This window comes from Streptomyces sp. NPDC006997, from assembly GCF_040635175.1.
In the GTDB taxonomy this organism is placed as follows: Bacteria; Actinomycetota; Actinomycetes; order Streptomycetales; family Streptomycetaceae; genus Streptomyces.
Genome location: NZ_JBEYHH010000010.1, coordinates 131,265 through 154,502 on the forward strand (window position 1 = coordinate 131,265; position 23,238 = coordinate 154,502).

Consider the following 23,238-nt stretch of genomic DNA (forward strand, 5'->3'; position numbering starts at 1 on the left):
CTCCGCATCGTTTCCACACCACCACCCAGGCGAGGAGTCGTCATGCCCACATCAGCCATGCCCGAATCCGCTCTCCCGGCGCCGGAAGGCCCACCGTCCCGGCGGTCCCGGATGCCTCTCAGACCAATCCTCGTGTGGACCGCCGTCGCCCTGGTGGGGGCGGTCGGCTGGGGCGTGGTCGCCCTGTCCCGGGGCGAGGAGATCTCGGCCGTCTGGCTGGTGATGGCGGCCCTCGGCTCGTACGCGATCGGCTACCGGTTCTACTCCCGGTTCATCGCCCGCCGGGTCCTGGAGGTCGACGACACCCGCGCCACCCCGGCCGAACGGCTGGAGGACGGGGTCGACTACCACCCCACCGACAAGCGGGTGCTGTTCGGCCACCACTTCGCGGCCATCGCGGGCGCGGGCCCGCTGGTCGGCCCCGTCCTGGCCGCCCAGATGGGCTACCTGCCGGGCACGCTCTGGATCATCGTCGGCGTGATCTTCGCGGGCGCGGTGCAGGACATGATCGTGCTCTTCCTCTCCATGCGCCGGGACGGCAAGAGCCTCGGCCAGATGGCCCGGGACGAGATCGGCAGGGTGGGCGGTGCCGCCGCTCTGATCGGTGTCTTCGCCATCATGGTCATCCTGCTCGCGGTCCTCGCGATGGTCGTGGTCAACGCGCTGGCGGAGTCCGCCTGGGGCACCTTCTCGGTCACCATGACCATCCCCATCGCCCTCCTCATGGGCTTCTACCTGCGCTACCTGCGGCCGGGCCAGGTCGTCGAGACCAGCGTCATCGGGGTGGCACTGCTGCTGCTCGCCATCCTCGGCGGCGGCTGGGTCCAGGACTCCTCGCTGGCCGAGTACTTCGTCTGGAGCCCCGAGACCCTGGTCTTCTGCCTGGTCGGCTACGGCTTCGTCGCCTCCGTGCTCCCGGTGTGGATGCTCCTGGCCCCGCGTGACTACCTGTCGACCTTCATGAAGGTCGGCACCATCGCCCTGATGGCCGTCGGCGTCGTGATCGCCGCCCCCACCCTCAAGGCCGAGCCGGTCACCGAGTTCGCCTCGACGGGTGCCGGACCGGTCTTCGCCGGGTCGTTGTTCCCCTTCCTGTTCATCACCATCGCCTGCGGCGCCCTGTCCGGCTTCCACGCGCTGGTCTCCTCCGGCACCACCCCGAAGCTGATCCAGAAGGAGTCCCAGGTCCGGCTGATCGGCTACGGCTCCATGCTGACGGAGTCGTTCGTCGCCGTCATGGCGCTGATCGCCGCCTGCGTCCTGGAACCCGGCCTGTTCTACGCGATGAACTCCCCGGGCGCCCTGCTCGGCCCGACCGTGGACAGCGCCGCCGAGGCGGTCGGGAACCTCGGCTTCACGATCACCCCGGACCAGCTCGCCGCGGCGGCCCGGGCCGTCGAGGAGGAGACGCTGGTCGGCCGCTCCGGTGGCGCTCCCACGCTGGCCGTGGGCATGTCGGAGATCTTCTCCGGAGTGCTCGGCGGTGCCGGGATGAAGGCGTTCTGGTACCACTTCGCGATCATGTTCGAGGCGCTGTTCATCCTGACCACCGTGGACGCCGGCACGCGCGTCGGCCGCTTCATGCTCCAGGACATGCTTGGCAACGTCTGGAAGCCGATCGGCCGGGTCACCTGGAAGCCGGGCATCTGGATCACCAGCGCCCTGGTCGTGGGCGCCTGGGGCTACTTCCTCTACGCCGGTGTCACCGACCCGCTGGGCGGCATCAAGCAGCTCTTCCCGTTGTTCGGCATCGCCAACCAGTTGCTGGCCGCGGTCGCCCTGGCCGTCACCACCACGATGCTCGTCAAGGCGGGCAAGCTGCGCTGGGCATGGGTCACGGGCGTCCCGCTGGCCTGGGATGTCGTCGTCACCTTCACCGCCGGCTGGCAGAAGATCTTCTCCGACGACCCCAAGATCGGCTTCTTCGCCCAGCGTGACGCCTACGCGGACGCCATCGACGCCGGCAAGCTGCTGCCGGGTGCCACGGACATGGACGACATGCACACCATCGTCCTCAACAACACCGTGGATGGCGTGATCATGGCGGTCTTCCTGCTGCTGGTCCTCATCGTCCTGGTCAACTGCGCGGTGGTGTGCGTCCGCGCCGTCCGGTCCGACGAGCCGCTGCCGACGACCGAGGTCCCCTACGTCGAGTCCCGCCTCGACGTGCCGGAGCAGCGCGGCAGCGAGCCCTTGGTGGGGGCGGACTCATGAGCGTCGTCCGGAGGGCGCTGGCCACCGTGGTCTGGTACGCGCGTGAGGTGACCGGCGAGACGGAGTACGAGCGCTACTGCGCACGGCACCTCCGCCACCACCCCGACGCCCCCCTGCCCACCCGCCGGGAGTACCAACGGCTGCGCACCCAGCGGCGCGAGGGCGAGTCCCCCAGCCGCTGCTGCTGACTCCGGCACGCGGGAGAGCCCTGCCAGGTCCGTGCCCAGGACCGGCAGGGCTCTCGGGCGCGGAGCCGAGCCGTTCCGCGAACTCGGGCGGTATACAGGAGCGGCCCGCAGCCGACGCGTCCTGATGGTCTGACCTGGTCGGCGGGAGACGTCGACGTGCCGTCGCACTGATGCCGGGAGCCGTTCCGCGGGTCGGTGGCGCGTGATGCCGCGATCATGCCGTGGGCCGCCCGGCTGCCCCCTCGCTCTCCGTGCCCGCCGGGTGATCAGGTGGTGCCACTGCGCCAGTCCGGGTCTCATGGAAGGAGGTGTGCGGTCAGGAACGAGGTGAGAGAGCCGCATGGAGTCCGCCTCTTCTTCCGCGTCCGGGTCGCCGTTCGACATGGTCAGCGGCGCGCTGGGGCGGTACATCCCGCGTGACGTCCCGCCTGGTGCGGCGGCGCGGGACCCCGGGCGGGCGGAGCAGATCCTCGGGGCGGTCAATCTCGACCGGGAGCTGAGGATCACCCGTTCCAACCTGGACGCACCCGTCTTCGCGGGGGTGCGGGCCGCGGTCGGGAGCCCTTTCGTCGACCTGCTGCCGCCCTGGGACGTCCCGACGGTCACCCGGCGGCTGCGGCAGGTGCTGGAGACCGGGGAACCGCATGTCGCCCGGGTCCAGCGGCTGCGGCGCGAGGACGGCTCGGAGCTGGTGGTCTCGATGAGCATCCTGCCCGCCGTGGCGCCGCTGGAGGGGCTGACCGTCTCCCTGATCGGCATGGCCAAGAGGCTGCACCTGTACGCGGCCGAGACGGCGATCGGCACCTCGCTGGACATCGGCGAGACCGCGCAGTCGCTGGCGGAGTCCCTGCTGGCCTGGGGAGACGTGGCCGCCATCGACCTCGACCTCGCCGTGTGGACGGGCGAGGTGGTCACCGAGCAGCCGCGGCGGCGCATCCGGCTGCGGCGGGCGGCCCTGGTCCCCGACCGCGTGTGGCCCGACGGGTACGTCACTCCGGGTGACGACCTGCCCGGTGACGCGAGCCGTCTGCTGTCGCGGGCGGTACGGCGTGACGACGTCGCGCGGGCCATCGTCCTGCCCGACCGGGCGGCGATCGAGCGGGTCCTGGACAACGCGCGGCTGGTACGCGCCCTGGTGCCCGGTGACCAGGCGGCGGCCGTGGCGTACGTGCCGCTCGTCCTGGACGGCGCGCCGCCCGTCGTCCTCGGAGTCGCGGAGGTCTGGCGGCGCTCGGGCCGTCCCTTCGACGACAGTGAGCTGCTCGACCTGCGGGAACTGGTGGCCAGGACCTCCCACCACGTGGACCTGGCCCGTCAGCACCAGCGCGAGCACACGCAGGTGCTGGCGCTGCAGCGCCGGCTGCTGCCGCGGTCCAGCGGCGACACCATCGAGACCGCCAGCGTCTACCAGCCCGCCACCCCCGACAGCGCGGGCGTCGGCGGTGACTGGGTGAACAGCTTCCCGCTGCCGGACGGCCGTACCGCGCTGGTGGTCGGCGACGTCGTCGGACACGGCCTGGGGGCCGCCGCGACCATGGGACAGCTCAGCATGGAGGCCCGCGCGCTGCTGTCCGCGGGGCTGGCGCCCGACGAGGTGCTGGAGCACCTGGACGAGACGGTGACCCTGCTGGACGACGCGGAGTCCGGGCTGGCGGCCGGGTACAGCGCCCTCGGCTCGACCTGCTGCATCACCGTCTACGACCCGGTCAGCCACCACATGGCCCTGTCCAGCGCCGGTCACCTCCCGCCGATCCTGGTGCCCCCGGACGGGCCGGGCGGACCGGTCGCGGTACGTCCCCACCCCGGGCTGGGCGCCGAGTTCGCGCTGCGGGAGCCGTTCGACGTGCACACGTTCGCCGCGCCCCCGGGCTCGCTGCTCGCCCTGTACACCGACGGCCTGGTGGAGGACCCCGCCCTGTCGATCGACGAGGGCATCGGCAGGCTCTCGGACGCCGTGTCCGAGGTGCACCCCTGGGACGCGCTGGACCGCGCCGCGCGCAGCGTGGTCGCCGCGCTGTCGCCCGCCCGGCACCGCGACGACATGACCCTGCTGCTGGCGCGGATGATCGGTTACCGGCAAGGGGACACCGCGACCTGGCGGCTACCCGCCCGTGGTGACGCGGCGGGCCGGGCCCGCGCGGTGGTGTCCGAGCTGCTGGGGCGGTGGCGCGTCCGCGACGACACCAGGGACCGGGCGCTGCTGGTCGTGAGTGAGCTGGTCGCCAACGCGGTCCGCTTCGCGACCGGCCCCGTCACGGTACGGCTGATCAGGACCGGTCAGGGACTGCTCTGCGAGGTGGGCGACACCGGCAACGGCAGACCGCGGCTGGCCCGCGACGAACTCCTCGGGGACGGCGGCCGGGGACTGCGCGTCGTCCACGGGCTCACCACCCGGTGGGGGGTGCGGTGGACCGACGACGGCAAGGTGGTGTGGGCGTCGGTCGGAAGGTGACGCGGCTGCCGGCGGTGCGGCGGGCGGCGGCTCCTCCTACAGCCACTGGCCTTCCAGCGCGGTGGCGGTGAGGCCGGGGGCCGCCGCGTACAGGACGGCACGGCTGCCCGGCGCCTGCCCGGCGTCGTACGCCCTGCGCATGATGTCGAACACGGCGGCGCCGCCGCGGTTGCCGGTGGCGTAGCTGTCCCGGCTGAAGTCCAGCAGCCCCGACGGCCAGGCCGCGGGCATCGTCTGCTCCATGTACTCCAGCACGCGCGTCCCGCCGGGGTGCGCGAGCAGTACGTCGGGGTGCCAGGCGCCCGGGTCGTCCTGGTAGCGGGTGCGCAGCCACTCCCACATGGCGGTGACCGTCTCCTGCACGGCGCGCGGTCCGCGCCGGTCCATCACGAAGTGGGTGCCGTCCGCCTTCGTGTCCAGTCGGTGCAGGTCCTGGGTGCCGGGCAGCGTGTGGTGCCAGGAGGCGTCCAGCCGCAGCGCCGACTCCGACCTCGGGCGTCCGGTGACCACCGCGGCGACCGCGGTGTCCGCGAACAGCAACCGGACGATCAGGGACTCCAGGGTGTCGTCCGCGGGCTGGTAGGTGGTGCTCAGCGCCTCCGCGATCACGACGAGGACGACCCGGTCGGGGTCGGCGGCCACGAGCTCCGCCGCCAGCGCGAGGGAGCGGGTCCCGGCGACGCAGGCCCACTGGGTGGCGGGCAGCAGCAGTACGTCGCTCCGCAGCGGGAGCCTGTTGGCCAGGGCGACGTCCAGGCCGGGCAGGGCCGGGGTGGTGGAGTGGCTGGTGATCAGGCAGTCGACGTCCGAGGCGTCCAGCCCGGCGGCCTGGAGGGCCCCGCGTGCCGCGTGCTCACCGTAGGACCGTACGGCCGCCCAGGCCGGTGCGGTGCGTTCCTGGACGGTCTGCGGGGAGGGTACGGACTCCAGGGCGGTGATCACGCGCTCCACGTCCTCGTCGCGGAACCCCTCACCCGCCAGCGCCTCGCGCGCCGGGCCGACACCGGCGGCCGACAGGACGCTCCCGTCGCCGGGCGCGACGGCGGTCTCCAGCGGCACCATCCACCCACGGGTCTCGATGCCCGTACTGGCCGCGATGCCGTCCATCCGCGGCGCCCACGGCGCGTCCGGGTGCCGGCCGCGTACGTCCGCCACGATCTCGCTGGTCTTCACGGTGTGCTTGCCGTGTATCACGGTCGGGGGGCACAGGTACGCGGGCATGAGGGTCTCACCTTTCGACGGGAACGACGGAAACGTGCGGCGCGCTTCGCTGACGCAGTGTCATGAACCACCGCGGCCACGACACTTCGAGTCAGTACCGGTGCGCTCCGCTGTGAATCCTGCGTTCCGACCGAGCATGGGGCATAAACGGGCATTTGCGCTGTGAGCTGAGCAACACAGGCGATTTCTGCCATGCGTGACATCGCGCACACCGCGGGCGGGATGAGGGCCCGTCAGTCCGGTTCCCGTACGTGCGGCTCCGCCCAGACCGTCTTGCCGGGCTGCGTCGGGCGCGGGGCGATGCCCCAGTCGTCCGCGAGGTGTCGACGAGGAGCAGGCCGCGGCCGGACTCGGAGGTCGGGGCGGGGGGTGCATGGTGAACTCGCGGGCGGGGGTGGGGTGCTGGGGCGTGTGCCCCTTCGGGGGACTTGACAGCCGGGTGCACACGGAGTGCCACAGGTAGCGTCCTCCGAGGGCATGTCCCTGCGGGGCTACCTCGCTCACCTCGCGGCGACGCTCCTCACCCCGGAGGAGCGCGCGGCCCGTGCGGAGGAGGCGCGTGCCACCCTGCGGGGGTGGAACGGGTACGACCCGAGCGCGGACGAACAGGCGGCTCTCGACGCCGAGTTGGACCGGAGCCTCGGCGAGGCGGGGGGACGGTGACCGAGGCCGTACACGTCGTCCTCGACGCGACGGCGATGATCGCGGCGGGAAAGGGCAACGTGCTCGCCTCCCGGCTGATCCACCGGGCGCACTCCGAGGCGGGCTGGTTCCTTCACGCGCCCGCCTGCCCTGGTCGAGGCGGACCGGGTGCGGCCCGGCACCGCCGAGCACCTCGCCTCGCTCCCCGGGAGCACGGTGCTCGACCTGGACCTCCCTGCCGCGCTCGCCGTGGCCCGGGAAGTGGACTGGGGTCCCGCCCATGCGAGGCACGCCGCCGAGCCCACGCCGGAACGGCCGAGCGGGGCGGTGATCGCCACCGTTGATCCCGAGGTCTGGGAGGGGCGGCCCGTGCGGGTCCTCGACCTCGACGCCTGACCCCTCCCCGACCCGGCGGTCAGTGGCGCGTCAGCGTCAGCCGTACCCCCGTAGGCGCCGTGTCCTGGATGTACGACGCGAAGTCCGCCACGTCGTCGAAGGCGAAGCCGTACGCCTTGCCGTCCTCCGTGGCCGTGTGGACCGCCTTGGCGTAGTGGTTCGTGAGGGCCGTCTGGTAGAAGCTCGCCGGGTCCGTCGTCGGCTGGTCGGCCGAGGAGAGGAGTGTCGTGCGGTTCAGGGCCGCGCCCAGGATCGCCGCCACCGGGCCCGTCGTGCCGTCGTTCGGGGCGGCCAGGTTGCCGTCGCAGAAGAGGACGTCGCGGGTGGAGGGGCGGGCGAAGGACACCTGGGCGGGGCCGTCGAAGGTGAGGCGGTCGGCGCGGACGCGGCCGGTGAACGTGCCCGCGTTGGTGGTGACCGTGAGGTCCCGGCCCGTGTACGTGCTCCACGCCTCGTCGATGTACGGGGCGAGGTAGTCCTTGGGGAACAGGCCCGCGTCCAGACCGTGGCCCGGGGCGATCACGCGGGTGTCGTCGACGATCAGGGGCGCGAACTCCTCCGCCCGGCGGATCGCGTCGAAGACCGCCGCCCGGCCGCCGGGGCGTACCGTGCCCGTCGTCTGGGTCTTCGCGCCGGTCAGGCGGATGGACAGGGGGACGCTGAACATGTCGACCATGGTCGTGTTGCAGAACATCCCGGCCGCGTTGTACGTGAACTCCGCGCAGTCGTGCAGCACGCCGTAGTTGGGGTCGGACTTCACCCAGCCCGCCGGGTACTGGAGCGCGGCGTTCCCCGCGCCGTCCGTGACCGCCTTGAACCTGAGCTTCTCGCCCAGCGCGACGTAGACGCGGCCCGACATGTGGGGGAGGGTGAGGCGGGTCTCGCCGTTGGGCGCCAGGCTGATCGCGTAGTCCGTGAAGCCGTCCGCGCCGTTGTCCGCCAGGGCGATCGGCGCCAGGCCGCCGTCCGGGGTGACCCGGACCTGGCGGCCGTCCTGGTTGCCGACGATGTAGAGGTGGACCTCCGCGTTGCCGAAGGTGCCGGTGTCGTTGACGACCGTGAGGGGGAGGCCCGCGGCCGTGCTGGCGTCGGGGTCGTCGGCGAGGGCGTACGGGGCTATCGCCGCCGCGGCGGGGACGGCCACCGCCGCTCCACCGAGGGCGAAGAGGAGCTTGCGGCGGCCGAGCTGACGCTGGTGACGTGCGGTCATGTGGGGGGTCTCCAGAGCGACTTGCGGGTGTGCGGGGGGTCCGAGCGGCGCCTGTGAGAGCGCTCTCATTCGGGGGTCCCGATGCTACGCACGGCGTCTGGGGCGGCCAACCGGATCCGGGGGGTCCGCGGTGCGCTTAACCGGTGCTTAAGGGCCGGTTAAGGCGTCGGCTCCGCCTCTTCCGTCCGCTCCGCCTCTTCCGTCCGTTCCGCCGCCCCCGGGGCGCCCAGCGACCGCTCCCGCACCTTCGCCAGGTGCCGCTCGAACACCTCCCGCGGCTCCGGCGTCAGCGTCCGCAGCGCGACCAGGGCCGTGATCACCACGTCGCACAGCTCCGACTGGACGTCGTCCCAGGTGTGCGAGGTGCCCTTGCGCGGGTTCTGGCCCGTCGCCCCGATCACCGCCTGGGCGACCTCGCCGACCTCCTCCGTCAGTTTCAACATGCGCAGCAGCAGGCCCTCCCGGCCGCCGTGCGCGCGGTGGGCGTCGAGCCAGTCCCACAGGGCGTCGATGTCCGCCCACAGATCGGCGGGGGGAGCGGTGGTGGTCTGCTGCGTGTTCTGGTCGGGCATGGCCGTAGCCTGCCAGGCCGCCGACACGTCCTGAAACGCCGTCACTCCTCGAACAGCGGGTCCTGCTCCGCCTCCGGCGGCCGCTGGAGCCGCTTCACCCGCGCCCCCACCACCACGGCGGTCGCCGCCGCCGTCACCGCGAACGCCGTCGGGACCATCCAGCCGCGGTTGACGGCGTGGCCCAGGGCGTGGTCCAGGGACAGCCGGCCGGGGCCCGTGACGGCGAGGCCGGAGGCGGCCAGGGCGAGGGACACGGCGTACTCGTAGCCGCCGCTCTGGTTGAAGAAGCCGTTCGGGGCGTGCACCGCCGCCGCGCCCGACATCGCACCGGCCGCCGCCGCGCCCGCCGCGGGCGTGGCCAGGCCCAGCGCCAGCAGGGTGCCGCCCCCGGCCTCCGCGAGCCCCGCCGCCCGCGCGCTCGCCCTGCCGGGGCGGTAGCCGACGGACTCCATGAACTGGCCCGTCCCCTCGATCCCACCGCCTCCGAACCAGCCGAACAGCTTCTGCGCGCCGTGCGCGGCCAGGACGCCGCCGGTGCCCAGCCGGAGCAGCAGCAGACCCAGGTCGATGCGGGTGGGAGAGGTCATGGTCAGTCGCTCCAGGGGTGCCGGGGTGGATCAGGTGCCGGGTTCCCACCGTCGCACCGGCCGCACTCCCCAACATCCGCCGGGCGTCTCGCAGGGGCCGTTCGGGTGCACGGCCCCCCACCGCCCCTCCGTGCCCGCCCCGGTGGCGGACCCGTTCCGCCGGTGTGACGCTGCCCCCATGACGATCCAGACCGCGAAGCTCCGCGACCCCGCCGTCCGTGCCTTCGTCGCCGCAGTCAACGCCCACGACCTCGACGGCTTCCGCGCGCTGCTCACGCCCGACGCGACGATGGCCGACGACGGCACCGACCGGGACCTCGACGACTGGGTGGACCGGGAGATCTTCTCCTCGCACGGCCATATGGAGGTCGACAACGAGTCGCGGGGCGGACGGGCCCTCGTCGCCCGCTACAGCAACGACACCTGGGGCGAGATGCGCACCCGGTGGAGCTTCACCGTCGAGGACGACGGACGGATCTCGCGCTTCGAGACCGGGCAGGCGTGACGCCGGGGAGGTGGTGCGACAGCCGTTCCACGGTTCCGGTGCGTACCCCGCGGTCCCGCGCGGGGTCCACCCCCACCCGGTGCCGTGGAACGGCTGCCGCCTCCCCCCTCGGTGTGGCAGCGGAAGCCGAGCGCTCCACATGTGAAGCTCCTGTGGAGGCGAGTCGAGCATAAGCCCGCCGCTGGCCGCGCAGGAGCGGATGGTCGAATTCCCTTTGTGGAGGTTGACGAGGTGACGAACAGGGGGCCCGTCCGGCCCCCACCTCACCCCCGTCGTGCGTACGGCATCCCCGTCGCCAGCACCGTCGCGAACCGCACGTTCGCCTCCAGGGGCGGTTCCGCCCTGTGCCGTACCGTGCGTGGCACGTCCGCCAAGTCCGCCAAGTTCGCCAAGTCCGCCACGTCCCTCACCGGTTCCCGGGCCACCTCCCCGCTCGCCTGGAGCGCGCCCGTCCCCATCCGCGCCGTCATGTCGGTCGCCGTGTAGCCACCGGGTGCGGACGCGGGGCGTGCGCCGAGACCGAGCCGTTGTTGATGATCCGGCCGCCCTCGGGGTCCTGCTCCCTCCTCTGCCGGTACGCCGCCCGGGCGCACGGGAGCGCCCCGTTCGGGTTGGTGTCCACGACGTGCCGCCAGGCGTCGTAGGGCGGCTCCGGGCCCGCGTCGGTGACGGGGGCGACACGCGGTGCGCCCGGGGTGCTTTGCCTGACGTTCACGAGTCCGCAGCGTACGGGTGGAGCAGCGCTGCGGAACTCCTCACCGAGCCGCAACGGGATGGTCATGTCCGTGGCAAGCGGAGGTCGTTCCCGGCCACTCGAATGCCCCCTGCGTCCATTCACGCCGCAGGGAGGACCCACCGCTCATGACACCCCGCCACCCGCACCCCGGGCACTCGTCCGAACTCCGCGCCGCCGCCCGCCACCTCGGCCGCCGCCGCTTCCTGACCGTCACCGGCGCCGCCGCCGCGCTGGCCTTCACGGTGAACCTGCCCGCCGCGGGTACCGCCGCCGCGGCCGGACTCGACCCCGCCCGCATCGGCGAGGACCCCTTCACCCTCGGCGTCGCCTCCGGGGACCCGCTGCCCGGCTCCGTCCTGCTGTGGACCCGGCTCGCCCCCGTCCCCTTCCAGGCCGACGGCGGACTGCCCGCCCGACGCGTCCCGGTGGCCTGGGAAGTCGCCCTCGACGAGCGGTTCCGACGGATCGTCAGACGGGGCACCAGCACCGCCCACCCCGAGTTCCACCACACCGTGCACGTCCAGGTCGACGGCCTCGCCGAGCACCGCGTCTACTACTACCGCTTCCGCACCGGCCGCTGGATCAGCCCGGTCGGACGCACCCGCACCGCGCCCGGCACCGGCAGCAAGGTCACCGACCTCACCTTCGGCCTGGTCTCCTGCCAGCGCTACGACCAGGGGTACTGGACCGCGTACCGGCACCTCGCCCAGGAGGACGTGGACGTCGTCTTCCACCTCGGGGACTACCTGTACGAGTACGCCGTCAACTCGTCCGCCGGCGCCCGTGGTTACGCCGCCGGGACGCTGCCCGAGCAGTTCCACCACGAGACCGTCACGCTGGAGGACTACCGGCTGCGGTACGCCCTCTACAAGACGGACGCCGACCTCGCCGCCGCGCACGCCGCGCACCCCTTCGTCGTCACCTGGGACGACCACGAGACCGAGAACAACTACGCCGACGAAACCCCCGAGAACGGCGTCCCGCCCGAGGAGTTCCTGCTGCGCCGGGCCGCCGCCTACCGGGCCTACTGGGAGAACATGCCGCTGCGCCGACCCCAGCTCCCCGACGGGCCCGACCTCCAGCTCTACCGGCGCCTGCACTGGGGGCGGCTCGCCCAGTTCGACGTCCTCGACACCCGCCAGTACCGGTCCGACCAGGCGTACGGCGACGGCTGGCAGTTCCCCGGTCCGGAGTCCGAGGACCCCTCGCGCACCCTCACCGGGGCCACCCAGGAGCGGTGGCTGATCGACGGCTGGAAGCGGTCGCGGGCGCTGTGGAACGTCGTACCGCAGCAGGTCACCTTCTCCCGGCGGCACAACTCCACCACCCTGCCCTCCAAGGTCTCCATGGGCTCCTGGGACGGCTACCCCGCCTCCCGCGAGCGGGTGCTGGCCGGGGCGGAGGCCGCCGGGGTGGACAACCTCATGGTCCTCACCGGCGACGTCCACGTGCACTACGGGTTCGACATCAAGCGGGACTTCGAGGACCCCGGGTCCCGGGTCGTGGGCACCGAGATCGTCACCAGCTCCGTCAGCAGCGGCGGCAACGGCTCGGAGCGGCCCGCCAACTGGGGCACCTACCTCGCCGCCAACCCCCACCTGCGCTTCTACAACGGGCAGCGCGGGTACGCCACCGTCACCCTCGGCGGTACGGCGGCGCGCGCCGACTTCAAGACCGTCCCGTACGTCACCACGCCGGACGCGCCGCTCACCACCGCCGCCTCCTTCGTCACCGAGGTCGGCGACCAGGGGCTCAAGCCGGCGTAGCGACCAGTCCGCTCTCACCGGGGTAGCGCACGCCCACCCGCTCCCGTATCGCGTCCAGCGTGCGCATCACCGCGAGGGTGCCGTCCAGCGGGACCAGGGCGGACTCCGTGCGGCCCGCGCGCAGCGAGGCCATCACCTCACGGGCCTGGTGCCGGTAGGTGGTGCGGGGTCCGTCCGCCGGGTCGGCCGTGAAGACCTCCGGGTCGCGGCCGTCCCGGTGCAGGACGAACGTCTCGGGGTGGAAGAAGCCGTCGGGGATGTCGATCCGGCCGTGTGAGCCGGTGACGGACGCCGTCCCCGCGGTGCCGCCCACGATGGAGCAGTGCACCGACGCCAGCGCGCCGCCGTCCCAGGAGAGCAGCGCGCCCGTCTGGAGGTCGACGCCCTCGTCCGACAGCACCGCCCGGGCCGCGACGTCCGACGGCTCACCCAGCAGCAACTGCGCGAACGACACCGGGTACACGCCCAGGTCGAGGAGCGCGCCGCCGCCCTGCGCGGGGTCGCGCAGCCGGTGCGCGGGCGGGAACGGGCCCGCCAGGCCGAAGTCGGCCTGCACCGTGCGCACCTCGCCGATCGCGCCGTCGTCGACCAGCGCCTTCAGCCGCCGCAGGTGCGGGTTGCAGTACATCCACATGGCCTCCATGAGGAAGACCCCGCGCCGCCGCGCCAGCGCGACCAGCTCCGCGGCCTCCCGCACGTTCAGCGTGAACGGCTTCTCGCACAGCACCGCGCGCCCGGCCTCCAGGCACATCCCGGCCGCCGCCCGGTGCGCCGCGTGCGGGGTGGCGACGTAGACGACGTCCACCTCCGCGTCGGCCGCCAGCTCCGCCCACGAACCGTGCGCCCGGCCGATGCCGAACCGCTCCGCGAACGCCTCCGCCGACGCCCGGGACCGCGAACCCACGGCCACCACCTCCGCGTCCGGCAGATCCACCAGGTCCGCCGTGAACGCGGCGGCGATCCCCCCGGTCGCCAGAACGCCCCACCGCACCGTCTCCGTCGAGTCCGTCATCCCGCCCGCCCTGTTCCTCGGTGTGGCCGCCGCTGTTCGGACCGTCGACCCGGCTCCGACCACCTGTACGAGCTGAGAGCATAGGTCGCGGATCACTCGCAGAGGGAGGGGCACATGCCCGAACCAGGGGCATCGATACCGGACGTATCAGAAGTAACAGACAAAACAAGCGGGTTGCGGGCGCTGGAGGAAGGTGTGCCGCGCTCCCCGCGCCGCACCTCCCTCCTCGTCACCCTGGTCCTCGGCGGACTCACCGCCACGCCCCCGCTGGCGATGGACATGTACCTCCCGGCGCTGCCCGAGGTCACCAGCTCCCTGCGCGCCCCCGCCGCCACCGTGCAGCTCACCCTCACCACCTGCCTGGCCGGGATGGCGCTCGGACAGCTCGTGGTCGGCCCGATGAGCGACCGCTGGGGACGCCGCCGCCCGCTGCTCGTCGGCCTCGCGTGCTATGTCGCCGCCACCGCCCTGTGCGCCTTCGCGCCCACGGTCGAGACCCTCGTCGCCTTCCGGCTGGTGCAGGGGCTCGCGGGCGCCGCCGGTATCGTCATCGCCCGCGCCGTCGTCCGCGACCTCTACGACGGCATGGCCATGGCCCGCTTCTTCTCCACCCTGATGCTGATCTCCGGCGTCGCCCCGATCATCGCGCCGCTCATCGGCGGGCAGATCCTCCGGGCGACCGACTGGCGGGGCGTGTTCGTCCTGCTCACCGTCGTCGGGGCACTGCTCACCGCCGTCGTCTGGTTCCGGCTGCCGGAGACCCTGCCGCCCGCCGACCGCCACTCCGGCGGCATCGGCGAGACCCTGCGCGCCGTCCGCGCCCTCCTCGCCGACCCGCCCTTCACCGGCTACATGTTCTGCGGCGCCTTCACCTTCGCCGCCCTCTTCGCCTACGTCTCCGCCTCGCCCTTCGTCGTCCAGGAGATCTACGGCGCCTCCCCGCAGACGTTCAGCCTGCTGTTCGGCCTCAACTCCATCGGCCTGGTCGCCGCCGGGCAGCTCAACGGCCGGGTGCTCGTCGGCCGGGTCCGGCTGGACCGGGTGCTCGCCGTCGGCCTCGGCATCGTCGTGACCGCCGCCGGCGCGCTGCTGCTGATGACCCTCGGCGTCTTCGGCGACGTCGGCCTGGTGCCGGTCGCCGCCGCGCTGTTCGTGCTGATGTCCGCGATGGGCGTCACCCTGCCCAACACCCAGACGCTGGCGCTGCTGCGGGTGCGGCACGCCGCCGGGTCCGCGTCCGCGCTGCTCGGCACCTCCGGGTTCCTCGTCGGCGCGGTCGTCTCCCCGCTCGTCGGGATCGCCGGGGAACACACCGCCGTACCGATGGCCGTCACGCAGTTGACCGCCACACTGGTGGGCGTGGCCTTCTTCGTCGGCATGTGCCGTCCGTGGCGGGGCCGCCCGAGCCTGGAGGGAGCAGACAGCTGAGCGCGCCGAGACTGCGAGGCGGCACCCCCGAGCGGGCCGGACTCGACCCCGCCGAACTGCGCCGCCTGGTCCGTGGGGTGCAGCGCCTCACCACCGGCGACCACCCCTGGGCGGCGGGCGCCGTCGTGGTCGCCGGGCGCGGCCCGGTGCTCGCCGTCGAGGAGGCGGCGGGCTGGGCCGTGCGGTACGCCGCCTACGACCCGGTGGCCGACCGGGGCGTCGAACTGCCGCCGGGGGAGCGGGTGCCGATGACCGTCGACACCCCCTTCGACCTGGCCTCCCTCACCAAGCTGTTCACCGCCGTCGCCGCCGTCCAGCAGATCGAGCGGGGCACCCTCGGCATCGACGCCCGCGTCGGCGACTACCTCCCCGAGTTCCACGCCGCCGCCCGGCACGGCACCACCGTCCGCCACCTCCTCACCCACACCTCCGGGCTCCGCCCCGAACTGCCCCTGTACGACTGCGCCGACCACGCCGAACGCCTCGCGCTGCTGCGCGCCGAGGCCCCGGACACCGAGCCCGGCACCTACCGCTACTCCGACCTGAACCTGCTCCTCCTGCAGTACGTCCTCGAACGCGTCACCGGGCGCCCCCTGGACGTCCTGGTCCGCGACGGCATCACCCGCCCCCTCGGCATGGCGGCCACCCGCTTCGGGCCCTGCCCCGGCGCCGCCGCCACCGAGGACCAGCGGCGGCCGTGGGCCAAGGCGGACCGGGGGATGCTGCGGGGCGTCGTCCACGACGAGAACGCCTGGGTGCTCGGCGGGGTCGCCGGGCACGCCGGGCTGTTCTCCACCGGCCGGGACCTCGCGGTGTTCTGCCGGGCGCTCCTCGCGGGCGGCGGCTACGGGCCCGCGCGCATCCTCGGCCCCGACTTCGTGGAACTGCTGCTCACCCCGCCCGGCCTGGGCTTCGCGCTGGACGCGCCGTGGTTCATGGGCGAGCTGGCGGGCCGGGGCGCGGCCGGGCACACGGGCTTCACCGGCACGTCCCTCGTCCTGGACCCGGAGACGGACACCTACCTCGTCCTCCTCGCCAACACCGTCCACCCGAGACGCCGCCCGGCGGACAGCCGCCCGAGGGCGGCGGCGGGAACCCGGGTGGCCCGCGCGGTGCGGGCGGCGGGGCCGGTGCGGGGGGTCTGAGGGGACGCCGGGTGCCGTCCGGAGGCGGCCGGGGTCGGGAGGGCGCCGCTGGGCGTCGGAGGCGGCGGGGGCGGCTCCGGGTCGCGTCCGGAGGTGGGCCGGGGGCGGGAGGGCGGCGCCGGGGACCTGAGAGAATCGCCGGGTGAACGTACCCGTGCCCACCCCCGACTCCGCCTCCCCGCCCGTGCCCTCGGCGGAGACCCTGCGGGACGCGCTCGCCGGGCTGCTCGACGGGCTGCCGCCACGGCAGGCCGCGGGGGCCGTGGAGCGGCTGATCGCCAGCTACCGGGGGCGCACCCCGACCGACGCGCCGATCCTGCGGGACCGCGCGGACGTGGTGGCGTACGCGGCGTACCGGATGCCCGCGACCTTCGCCGCGGTCAGCTCGGCGCTCACGGAGCTCGCGGCGGCCGTGCCCGGCTGGGCACCGGACCGGCACGTCGACGTCGGCGGCGGCACCGGCGCGGCGGTCTGGGCGGCCGGGGCGGTGTGGCCCAGGGCGCGGGCGGTGACCGTGCTGGACTGGGCCGAACCCGCGCTCGCCCTCGGGCGGGAGATCGCCGCCGCCGACCCCGGGTCGCGGGACGTGCGCTGGCAGCGTGCGCGGATCGGGGCGGCGCTCACCCTCGACGACGCCGACCTCGTCACGGTCTCCTACGTCCTCAACGAGCTGACCGCGCCCGACCGCGCCGCCGTGGTCGACGCCGCCGCGTCCGCCGGACAGGCCGTCGTCATCGTCGAGCCCGGCACCCCCGACGGCTACGCCCGCCTCGTCGAGGCCCGCGACCGCCTCGTCACCGCCGGGTTCCACATCGCCGCGCCGTGCCCGCACAGCGCCGCCTGCCCCATCGTCCCCGGCACCGACTGGTGCCACTTCTCGGCCCGGGTCAGCCGGTCCTCCCTGCACCGCCAGGTCAAGGGCGGCTCCCTCGCCTACGAGGACGAGAAGTTCTCCTACGTCGCCGCCACCCGCTTCCCGCCCGCCCCGGCCACCGCCCGCGTCGTCCGCAGGCCGCAGCTCCGCAAGGGCCAGGTGCTGCTCGACCTGTGCGAGACGGAGCCGGGCCTGCGGCGCACGACCGTGACCAAGCGCCACGGCCCGCTCTACCGGGCCGCCCGCGACGCCGACTGGGGGGACGCCTGGCCGCCCGCGGCGGACCCCGGCGACTGAGGGTCCTCTCCCTGTGCCCGGCCGGGTCGCTCATGGTGAAAGGACCCCTGAGGCGAGACGCGGCGTCTTGCCCCCTTGCTAGATTCGAGGCCATGGCCCAGAACCCCGCCCCGCCCCGCCCCGACGCCACCCGCCGCAGCGAGAAGTCCCGCCGCGCCATCTACGACGCCGCGCTCGCCCTCGTCGGGGAGGTCGGCTACGCCAGGACGACCGTCGAGGGGATCGCCGCCCGCGCCGGGGTGGGCAAGCAGACCATCTACCGCTGGTGGTCCTCGAAGGCGGACGTCCTGCTGGAGGCGTTCCTCGACCTCAGCGCACAGGCCGCCGAACAGGCCGCCGACGGCACCGACGAGTACGGCATCCCGGACACCGGCGACCTCGCCGCCGACCTCAAGGCCGTCCTGCGCGCCACCGTCGACGAACTGCTCGACCCCCGCTTCGAGGTCCCGAGCCGGGCCCTGGCCGCCGAGGGCGTCGTCAACGAGGCGCTCGGCCGCCGGTTCGTCGCCGCCCTCCTCGAACCCCAGCTCCAGCTCTACGTACGACGGCTGCGCGCCGCCCAGGACGCCGGTCAGGTGCGCCCGGACGTGGACCCGCGCATCGCCCTGGAACTCCTCGTCTCCCCGCTCGCCCAGCGCTGGCTCCAGCGCACCGGACCCATCTCCCACGCCTACACGGACACTCTCGTCGACTACGCCCTCGGCGGCCTCGCACCCCGCTGACGCCGGGTAACGGCCCCGGTCGCGGGTGTGGGGTATCTCTCGTACCCCCGTCCCCGGTTGGGGACTGTGGCTCCCCAGGGCGCAGGATGGTGGGACCATGGGCACGTTGACGGCACGACGGCGAGGCGAGGGGATAGATGAGCGCGGAGTACGGCGGTCGCACCGGCCGGCAGAGCAGGCTCTCCCAGTGGCTGCGCGGACGCCGACCGAAGGAGGCCGCCGGTGACGGTGGCCGTGAGGACCTGCTGCTCGCCGCCGCCGCCGCGGGACTGCCGCTGGCGCCCGCCGCGCACCCCGCCCCCGACTACCGCTGCTCCTGCGACCGGGTCGGCTGTCCCACCCCGGCCCGGCACCCGGTGTCGTTCGCCTGGCAGACGCAGTCCACGACCGACCGCGCGCAGATCGAGCGCTGGGCCCGGCACCAGCCGCAGGCCAACTTCATCACCGCGACCGGCATGGTCCACGACGTCCTCGACGTCCCCCTCGACGCCGGGAACGCGGCGCTGGCGCGGCTCCTCGCCGACGGCGTCGAGGTCGGCCCGGTGGCCGAGACCGGCGACGGCCGGATGCTCTTCTTCACCCTCACCCGCGGCACCCCCGAGGACGAGGACGAGTGGTGGCCCTGCGAGCTGGACTGCCACCCCGAGACCATGGACGAGCACCCCGGCCTGCGCTGGCACTGCCGCGGCTCCTACGTCCTCGTCCCCCCGTCCCGGCTCCCCGGCGACGGCCTCGACGTGCACTGGGTACGCGGCCCCGAGCACGCCCTGCCGGACCCGCTGAGCCTCCTGGAACACCTCACGGACGCCTGCGCCCGCCACGCCGCCGAGCACCCCGACCCGAACGGCGCCTGGCCCTCCCGCCGCTGAGGCACGGGCCGTACGTCACTCGCCCCGCGCCGTCGTGACCCCCTGGACGCGACCCACCATGGTCACCTGGTCCCCGGCCCCGTCCGCGGGCGGGTCGAGGGCGGCCTCGGTGGAGACGAACTCCAACGTCAGGGACTGCTTGATCTCGCCCTTCGTCAGGGCCAGCACGCTGTCGTTGGGGGTGGGCACCTCGGTGCCGGGGGCGGCCGTCTGCTTCTCGAAGTGGCGGGTGGTGAAGAAGACCAGCGCGCCGCCGTCCTCGGTGCGCAGGCCGACCGGCGCGTAGTCGCCGTTGGTGAGCGGCTCGTCGATGTACTGCGTCGCGAGGCCGGGCCGTGTGGCGTTCTTCTCCCGGGTGTCGCGCCAGGCGCTGGTGTGCGTGCCGGGCGCGAAGGTGTCGCCGCCGTCCTTGAGGTAGGACACGTACTCCGCGCTCAGCCTCGCCGGGTTGACGGCCAGTCCGGCGCTGTCGGCGTCCACCGGCTCCGCCCAGCCGTCCGCGTCGGTCCTGAACGCGGGGACCTTGCCGGGCGCGACCAGCGTCAGGAACGACACCTGCCAGCGCTCGTCCAGCGAGTCCCGGGTGAACACCAGCAGCCAGCGCGCCGAACCGCCCTTGTTGCCCTCGGCGTCGGCGAGGAACCAGCGGGGCCAGCCCGCCTTCTTCGGGATGGTGAACCTGGCGTCCGTCAGCTCCAGCGGGGTGTGCCGCGGGTTGCCGCCGGGGTGGTTGGCGCGACCGGCCGTCAGCCGGGCCTCGTCGATGTCGGCGAAGGGCCCGGTGACGTGGTCGGCGTCGAGGGAGGTGTCGTACGCCTCGTCGGCGTCGTTGTAGGCGGCGGTGAACTCCCGTAGCGCCTCGGCTGCTTCGGCCTTCGTCGTGGCGGGCAGCACCTCGCGCTCGCCGTGCACCACCACACAACCGCTCGCCGTCAGCGACAAAGCGGTCACCGAGGCGGCTATGAGTGCGTTCCGGTCACGCCCGCGACGGCTGCGATCCCTGGTCATCCGGTTCCTTCACCTTCCCCTTCCCGGAGGCGAACCCTACCGGGGCGAGGAACAGCGTGAGCGCCGGGACGAGGTACAGCAGCCACACCGTGACCTGGAGGACGGTCGGGTCGGGCTGGAAGTTGAACACGCCCTTGAGCAGGGTGCCGTACCAGCTGGACGGATCGATGGTGCCGCTGATGTCGAAGGCGAGGTCCGTCAGGCCCGGCACCCAGTCGGCCTCCTGGAGGTCGTGGACGCCGTACGCCAGCACGCCCGCCGCGACGACCACCAACATGCCGCCGGTCCAGGTGAAGAACCTGGCCAGGTTGATGCGCAGGGCGCCCCGGTAGAACAGCCAGCCGAGCAGCACCGCCGTCGCCAGGCCCAGCGCGACGCCGACCAGCGGGCGCGGGGTGCCGTCGCTCGCGGCGTGCACCGACGCCCACACGAACAGCGCGGTCTCCAGGCCCTCCCGGCCCACCGCGAGGAACGCGGTGGCGACCAGCGCGCCGGTGCCGAGCTGGAGGGCGGCGTCGAGCTTGCCGTGCAGTTCGGACCTGAGGTGGCGGGCGGTGCGGCGCATCCAGAACACCATCCAGGTCACCAGGACCACCGCGAGGATCGACAGCGAGCCGCCGAGCGCCTCCTGCGCCTCGAAGGTCAGCTCCTGGGAGCCGTACTCCAGGGCGCTGCCGAAGCCGAGGGAGAGCGCCACCGCGACGCCGATGCCGATCCAGATCGGGCGGATCGCGTCCCGGCGGCCGGTCTTGACGAGGTAGGCGATGAGGATGCAGACGACGAGGGAGGCTTCCAGGCCCTCCCGCAGTCCGATCAGGTAGTTGGAGAACATCCGTCACGCCTCCTCGGTCAGCAGGGTCCGGCCCCACCAGTCGTCGCTGTCGGTCACGCCCGGCGGAATGGCGAAGACGGCCGAACCGACGTGCTGGATGTACTCGTTGAGCGCGTCCGTGGCCAGGCTGCGCTGGACGGGGATGAACCCGGTGCGCGGGTCGCGCTGGTAGGCGAGGAAGAACAGGCCCGCGTCCAGGCGGCCGAGTCCGTCGGTGCCGTCGGTGAAGGAGTAGCCGCGGCGCAGCAGGGTCGCCCCGTCGTTGGAGTCGGGGTGCGCGAGCCGCACGTGCGCGTCGGGCTTCATCGCCTTCAGGAACGGCTCGTCGCGCTCCCTGGCCTTGCCGACCGGGGCGCCCTCGCCCTTGTCGCGGCCGAAGATGTCCTCCTGCTCTTGGAGGGAGGTGCGGTCCCAGGTCTCGATGTGCATCCGGATGCGGCGGGCGACGAGGTAGGAGCCGCCGGTCATCCACCGCGGCCCCTCCTTCTCGCCGACCCAGACGAACTTCTCCAGCCGGTCCGTCTCGGTGCCCGCGATGTTGCGGGTGCCGTCCTTGAACCCCATGAGGTTGCGCGGGGTCTGCTCGTCGGGCGTCGTGGACGACGTCTTGCCGAAGCCGAGCTGCGACCAGCGGATGGCGGCCCGGCCGAAGCCGATGCGGGCCAGGTTGCGGATGGCGTGCACCGCCACCTGCGGGTCGTCGGCGCACGCCTGCACGCACAGGTCGCCGCCGCTGCGGTTCCGGTCGAGGTTGTCGCCGGGGAACTTCGGCAGGTCGACCAGGGCCTCGGGGCGCCGGTCGGCCAGGCCGAACTTCTCGAACAGCGACGGCCCGAAGCCGATGGTGAGGGTCAGCCGGGACGGCTTGAGGCCCAGCGCCTCGCCGGTGTCGTCCGGGGGCGCCTCGGCGGGTCCGCCGTACGCGCCCTCGCCGACCGGGTGCCCGGCGGTCATCAGCCGCGCGGCCTCGGTCCAGTCCTTCAGCAGCTGGACGAAGGCGGCGCGGTCCTCGGTGCGCACGTCGAACGCGGCGAAGTGCAGCCGGTCCTGCACGGGCGTGGCGATGCCCGCCTGGTGGGCGCCGTGGAAGGCGACGGCGGCGCCCGCCTCGGCGGCCGGGGCGACGTCGTCACCGCCGAGCGCCATGGCGGCTCCACCGCCCCCGGCGGCGGCCCCGAGCGCGAGCCCGGCACCGCCCCAGCCGATCAGCGCCCGCCGGGAGGGGTCCTTGGGTCGCGGAGTCTCAGCCACGTGCGTTCCCTCCTGACTTACTTGACCACGACGGCGGCGGCGAGCATGGACAGCGGCTCCGCGAGCGCGTTGACCGCGTCCGACAGCTTCTTGCGGTCGGCGGCCCCGACCTCGTCGTACGGGGTGAAGTCGTACGACTCCTTGTCGCCGCGGTCCTGGCGGTAGTCGTCCAGCAGCGTGTTCAGCGCGGCGAACTGCCGGTCCAGCTCGGTGGTGAGCGCCTTGTCGTTCTCCTGCGCGACCGGCTTGAGCAGCTCGTACGACTTCTGCGCGCCCTCGACGTTGGCCTTGAAGTCGACGAGGTCGGTGTGGGAGTAGCGCTCCTCCTCGCCGGTGACCTTGCCGGTGGCGACCTCGTCGAGGAGTTCTTTGGCGCCGTTGGCCATGGAGGTCGGGGTGATCTCGGCGCTGCCGACCCGGTCCTGCCACTCCTCCAGGTCCGTGATCAGCTGGTCGGCGAGTTCCTTCTCCCGGTCGCCGATCTTCTTCTCCGCCCACAGGGCCTTCTCCAGCCGGTGCCAGCCGGTCCAGTCGGTGGCCGGGTCCTGGCCGTCCTCCAGGCCGTCCTCGCGGACGTCGACCTTCGGGTCGAGGTCGCCGAAGGACTCCGCGACGGGCTCGGTGCGCTCCCAGCCGATGCGGGAGGGCGCGTACGCCTTCCGCGCCGCCGCGAGGTCGCCGTCCTTGACCGCCTTGGCGAACGCCTCGGCGAGCGGCAGCGTCTCGTCGGCCTGCTGCTGGACGTAGGCGCGGTACTCGGCCACGGCCTTGTCCAGGCGCGGGTCGCGCTGGGCGCCGGTCTTGCCGGTGGCCTTGATGTCCTGCCGGATGCCCTTGCCCTTCATGCCGGGCTTGCAGGCGATCCGGTAGTCACCGGCCTTCACCTCGGCGGTGACCCGCTGCTTGGTGCCGGGGCCTATGTTCTCCCGCTCGGTGACGACCCGGTCGTCCGGGAAGAGCAGGTAGACCTCGGTGACCTTGGAGCCCTTGTTCTCGATGGCGAGTTCGACGTGCCCGGCGGGCACCGACGTCTTCGACACCTCGCACGCGTCGTCCGTGGCGGTCACGTTGATGACGTGCTCGCCGTCCGAGGCACCGCTTTTCTCGGTGCAGCCGGAGACGGCGGCGAGGACGGCCGCGGTGGCGGCGGTCGCGACGGTCAGGCGGGCGGCGCGCATACGGGCTCCATGAGGGTGACTCTTACGCCGTGTGACGGGGGTCACTCGGAATTGGGTAGGCTCACCTAACTTATCTGAGGCTTACCTGTGGGCTACCCACGCGTGTGGTGATTCAGCTCTCATGGACGGCGTA

At 73.3% G+C, this 23,238-nt stretch carries 20 protein-coding genes and 3 pseudogenes; 12 read left to right on the plus strand and 11 right to left on the minus strand.

The window, feature by feature from the left end; genetic code table 11:
• The first annotated feature begins 42 nt into the window (after nt 1-42).
• The 3 genes from ABZ659_RS12705 to ABZ659_RS12715 all read left to right on the plus strand — a co-directional run bounded on the left by ABZ659_RS12705 (nt 43) and on the right by ABZ659_RS12715 (nt 4,854).
• The gene (locus ABZ659_RS12705) at nt 43-2,214 is read left to right on the plus strand and encodes a carbon starvation CstA family protein (RefSeq protein ID WP_360217283.1); all 2,172 of its coding nucleotides are present in this window, start codon (nt 43-45) and stop codon (nt 2,212-2,214) included.
• Nucleotides 2,211-2,402 carry a YbdD/YjiX family protein gene (locus ABZ659_RS12710; RefSeq protein WP_360217286.1) on the plus strand — a complete coding sequence of 64 codons (192 nt, stop codon included), beginning with the start codon at nt 2,211-2,213 and terminating at the stop codon, nt 2,400-2,402. Before ABZ659_RS12705 ends, ABZ659_RS12710 begins: the two co-directional genes overlap by 4 nt.
• A 340-nt stretch (nt 2,403-2,742) precedes the next feature.
• A complete protein-coding gene (locus ABZ659_RS12715; protein ID WP_360217289.1) occupies nt 2,743-4,854 on the plus strand; it encodes a SpoIIE family protein phosphatase in 2,112 nt (703 codons plus the stop codon).
• Nucleotides 4,855-4,890: 36 nt separating this feature from the next.
• On the opposite strand, the gene ABZ659_RS12720 is transcribed toward ABZ659_RS12715, so the two are convergent.
• Together ABZ659_RS12720 and ABZ659_RS12725 are read right to left on the minus strand one after the other, a co-directional pair.
• Complete coding sequence (locus tag ABZ659_RS12720) at nt 4,891-6,075, minus strand: type III polyketide synthase (RefSeq protein ID WP_360217292.1); 1,185 nt, start codon at nt 6,073-6,075, stop codon at nt 4,891-4,893.
• A gap of 233 nt (nt 6,076-6,308) precedes the next feature.
• Nucleotides 6,309-6,430, minus strand: a pseudogene (locus ABZ659_RS12725) (ATP-binding protein); the annotation flags it as partial.
• 95 nt (nt 6,431-6,525) lie between these two features.
• On the opposite strand from ABZ659_RS12725, the gene ABZ659_RS12730 reads away from it, so the two are divergent.
• Complete coding sequence (locus ABZ659_RS12730) at nt 6,526-6,738, plus strand: hypothetical protein (RefSeq protein WP_360217295.1); 213 nt, start codon at nt 6,526-6,528, stop codon at nt 6,736-6,738.
• Nucleotides 6,735-7,113 (plus strand): annotated as a pseudogene (locus ABZ659_RS12735) (hypothetical protein). The gene ABZ659_RS12730 and the pseudogene ABZ659_RS12735 overlap by 4 nt, the downstream one beginning before the upstream one ends.
• A 19-nt stretch (nt 7,114-7,132) precedes the next feature.
• Here the strand turns inward: ABZ659_RS12735 and ABZ659_RS12740 are convergent.
• The 3 genes from ABZ659_RS12740 to ABZ659_RS12750 form a co-directional block, all read right to left on the minus strand.
• A complete protein-coding gene (locus ABZ659_RS12740) occupies nt 7,133-8,323 on the minus strand; it encodes a glycoside hydrolase family 64 protein (RefSeq protein WP_360217298.1) in 1,191 nt (396 codons plus the stop codon).
• A 158-nt stretch (nt 8,324-8,481) separates the two neighbouring features.
• Complete coding sequence (locus ABZ659_RS12745) at nt 8,482-8,895, minus strand: MazG-like family protein (protein WP_360217301.1); 414 nt, start codon at nt 8,893-8,895, stop codon at nt 8,482-8,484.
• Nucleotides 8,896-8,936: 41 nt separating this feature from the next.
• Complete coding sequence (locus tag ABZ659_RS12750) at nt 8,937-9,482, minus strand: DoxX family membrane protein (RefSeq protein WP_360217304.1); 546 nt, start codon at nt 9,480-9,482, stop codon at nt 8,937-8,939.
• Between the two features lie 178 nt (nt 9,483-9,660).
• Here ABZ659_RS12750 and ABZ659_RS12755 point away from each other — a divergent pair, with 178 nt between their 5' ends.
• Nucleotides 9,661-9,987: a nuclear transport factor 2 family protein gene (locus ABZ659_RS12755; protein ID WP_360217307.1), complete on the plus strand. Its 327-nt coding sequence runs from the start codon at nt 9,661-9,663 to the stop codon at nt 9,985-9,987.
• Nucleotides 9,988-10,250: 263 nt separating this feature from the next.
• Here ABZ659_RS12755 and ABZ659_RS12760 read toward each other — a convergent pair.
• A pseudogene (locus ABZ659_RS12760) lies at nt 10,251-10,633 on the minus strand (3-oxoacyl-ACP reductase); the annotation flags it as partial.
• Nucleotides 10,634-10,848: 215 nt separating this feature from the next.
• Between ABZ659_RS12760 and ABZ659_RS12765 the strand changes: the two are divergent.
• Nucleotides 10,849-12,489, plus strand: a complete 1,641-nt coding sequence (locus tag ABZ659_RS12765) for an alkaline phosphatase D family protein (protein ID WP_360217310.1) — start codon at nt 10,849-10,851, stop codon at nt 12,487-12,489.
• Here ABZ659_RS12765 and ABZ659_RS12770 read toward each other — a convergent pair.
• A complete protein-coding gene (locus ABZ659_RS12770; protein WP_360217313.1) occupies nt 12,476-13,501 on the minus strand; it encodes a Gfo/Idh/MocA family oxidoreductase in 1,026 nt (341 codons plus the stop codon). The two genes, ABZ659_RS12765 and ABZ659_RS12770, sit on opposite strands and share 14 nt — an antisense overlap.
• 114 nt (nt 13,502-13,615) lie before the next feature.
• Between ABZ659_RS12770 and ABZ659_RS12775 the strand changes: the two genes are divergently transcribed.
• The 5 genes from ABZ659_RS12775 (at nt 13,616) to ABZ659_RS12795 (ending at nt 18,836) form a co-directional block, all read left to right on the plus strand.
• On the plus strand, nt 13,616-14,929 hold the full coding sequence (locus tag ABZ659_RS12775) for a multidrug effflux MFS transporter (protein WP_360217316.1): 1,314 nt from the start codon (nt 13,616-13,618) through the stop codon (nt 14,927-14,929).
• Nucleotides 14,881-16,074 (plus strand): serine hydrolase domain-containing protein, encoded by a 1,194-nt coding sequence (locus tag ABZ659_RS12780; protein ID WP_360217319.1) that lies wholly within the window; start codon nt 14,881-14,883, stop codon nt 16,072-16,074. Before ABZ659_RS12775 ends, ABZ659_RS12780 begins: the two co-directional genes overlap by 49 nt.
• Before the next feature lie 142 nt (nt 16,075-16,216).
• Entirely contained in the window at nt 16,217-17,245 is a 1,029-nt protein-coding gene (locus tag ABZ659_RS12785) for a small ribosomal subunit Rsm22 family protein (RefSeq protein ID WP_360217322.1), read from the plus strand.
• Nucleotides 17,246-17,337: 92 nt separating this feature from the next.
• Nucleotides 17,338-17,967 (plus strand): TetR/AcrR family transcriptional regulator, encoded by a 630-nt coding sequence (locus ABZ659_RS12790; RefSeq protein ID WP_360217325.1) that lies wholly within the window; start codon nt 17,338-17,340, stop codon nt 17,965-17,967.
• A gap of 137 nt (nt 17,968-18,104) precedes the next feature.
• Nucleotides 18,105-18,836 carry a bifunctional DNA primase/polymerase gene (locus ABZ659_RS12795; RefSeq protein WP_360217328.1) on the plus strand — a complete coding sequence of 244 codons (732 nt, stop codon included), beginning with the start codon at nt 18,105-18,107 and terminating at the stop codon, nt 18,834-18,836.
• Between the two features lie 15 nt (nt 18,837-18,851).
• Here ABZ659_RS12795 and ABZ659_RS12800 read toward each other — a convergent pair whose 3' ends face one another.
• Genes ABZ659_RS12800 through efeO form a run of 4 tightly spaced genes read right to left on the minus strand, consistent with a single transcriptional unit; the run spans nt 18,852 to nt 23,105 of the window.
• On the minus strand, nt 18,852-19,844 hold the full coding sequence (locus tag ABZ659_RS12800; protein WP_360217331.1) for a hypothetical protein: 993 nt from the start codon (nt 19,842-19,844) through the stop codon (nt 18,852-18,854).
• Nucleotides 19,813-20,676, minus strand: coding sequence for an iron uptake transporter permease EfeU (efeU, locus tag ABZ659_RS12805; protein ID WP_360217334.1), 864 nt, complete (start codon nt 20,674-20,676; stop codon nt 19,813-19,815). Before efeU ends, ABZ659_RS12800 begins: the two co-directional genes overlap by 32 nt.
• A 3-nt stretch (nt 20,677-20,679) precedes the next feature.
• The gene (gene efeB / locus ABZ659_RS12810; RefSeq protein WP_360217337.1) at nt 20,680-21,927 is read right to left on the minus strand and encodes an iron uptake transporter deferrochelatase/peroxidase subunit; all 1,248 of its coding nucleotides are present in this window, start codon (nt 21,925-21,927) and stop codon (nt 20,680-20,682) included.
• Nucleotides 21,928-21,944: 17 nt separating this feature from the next.
• Complete coding sequence (efeO, locus tag ABZ659_RS12815) at nt 21,945-23,105, minus strand: iron uptake system protein EfeO (RefSeq protein ID WP_360217340.1); 1,161 nt, start codon at nt 23,103-23,105, stop codon at nt 21,945-21,947.
• Nucleotides 23,106-23,238: the final 133 nt, after the last annotated feature.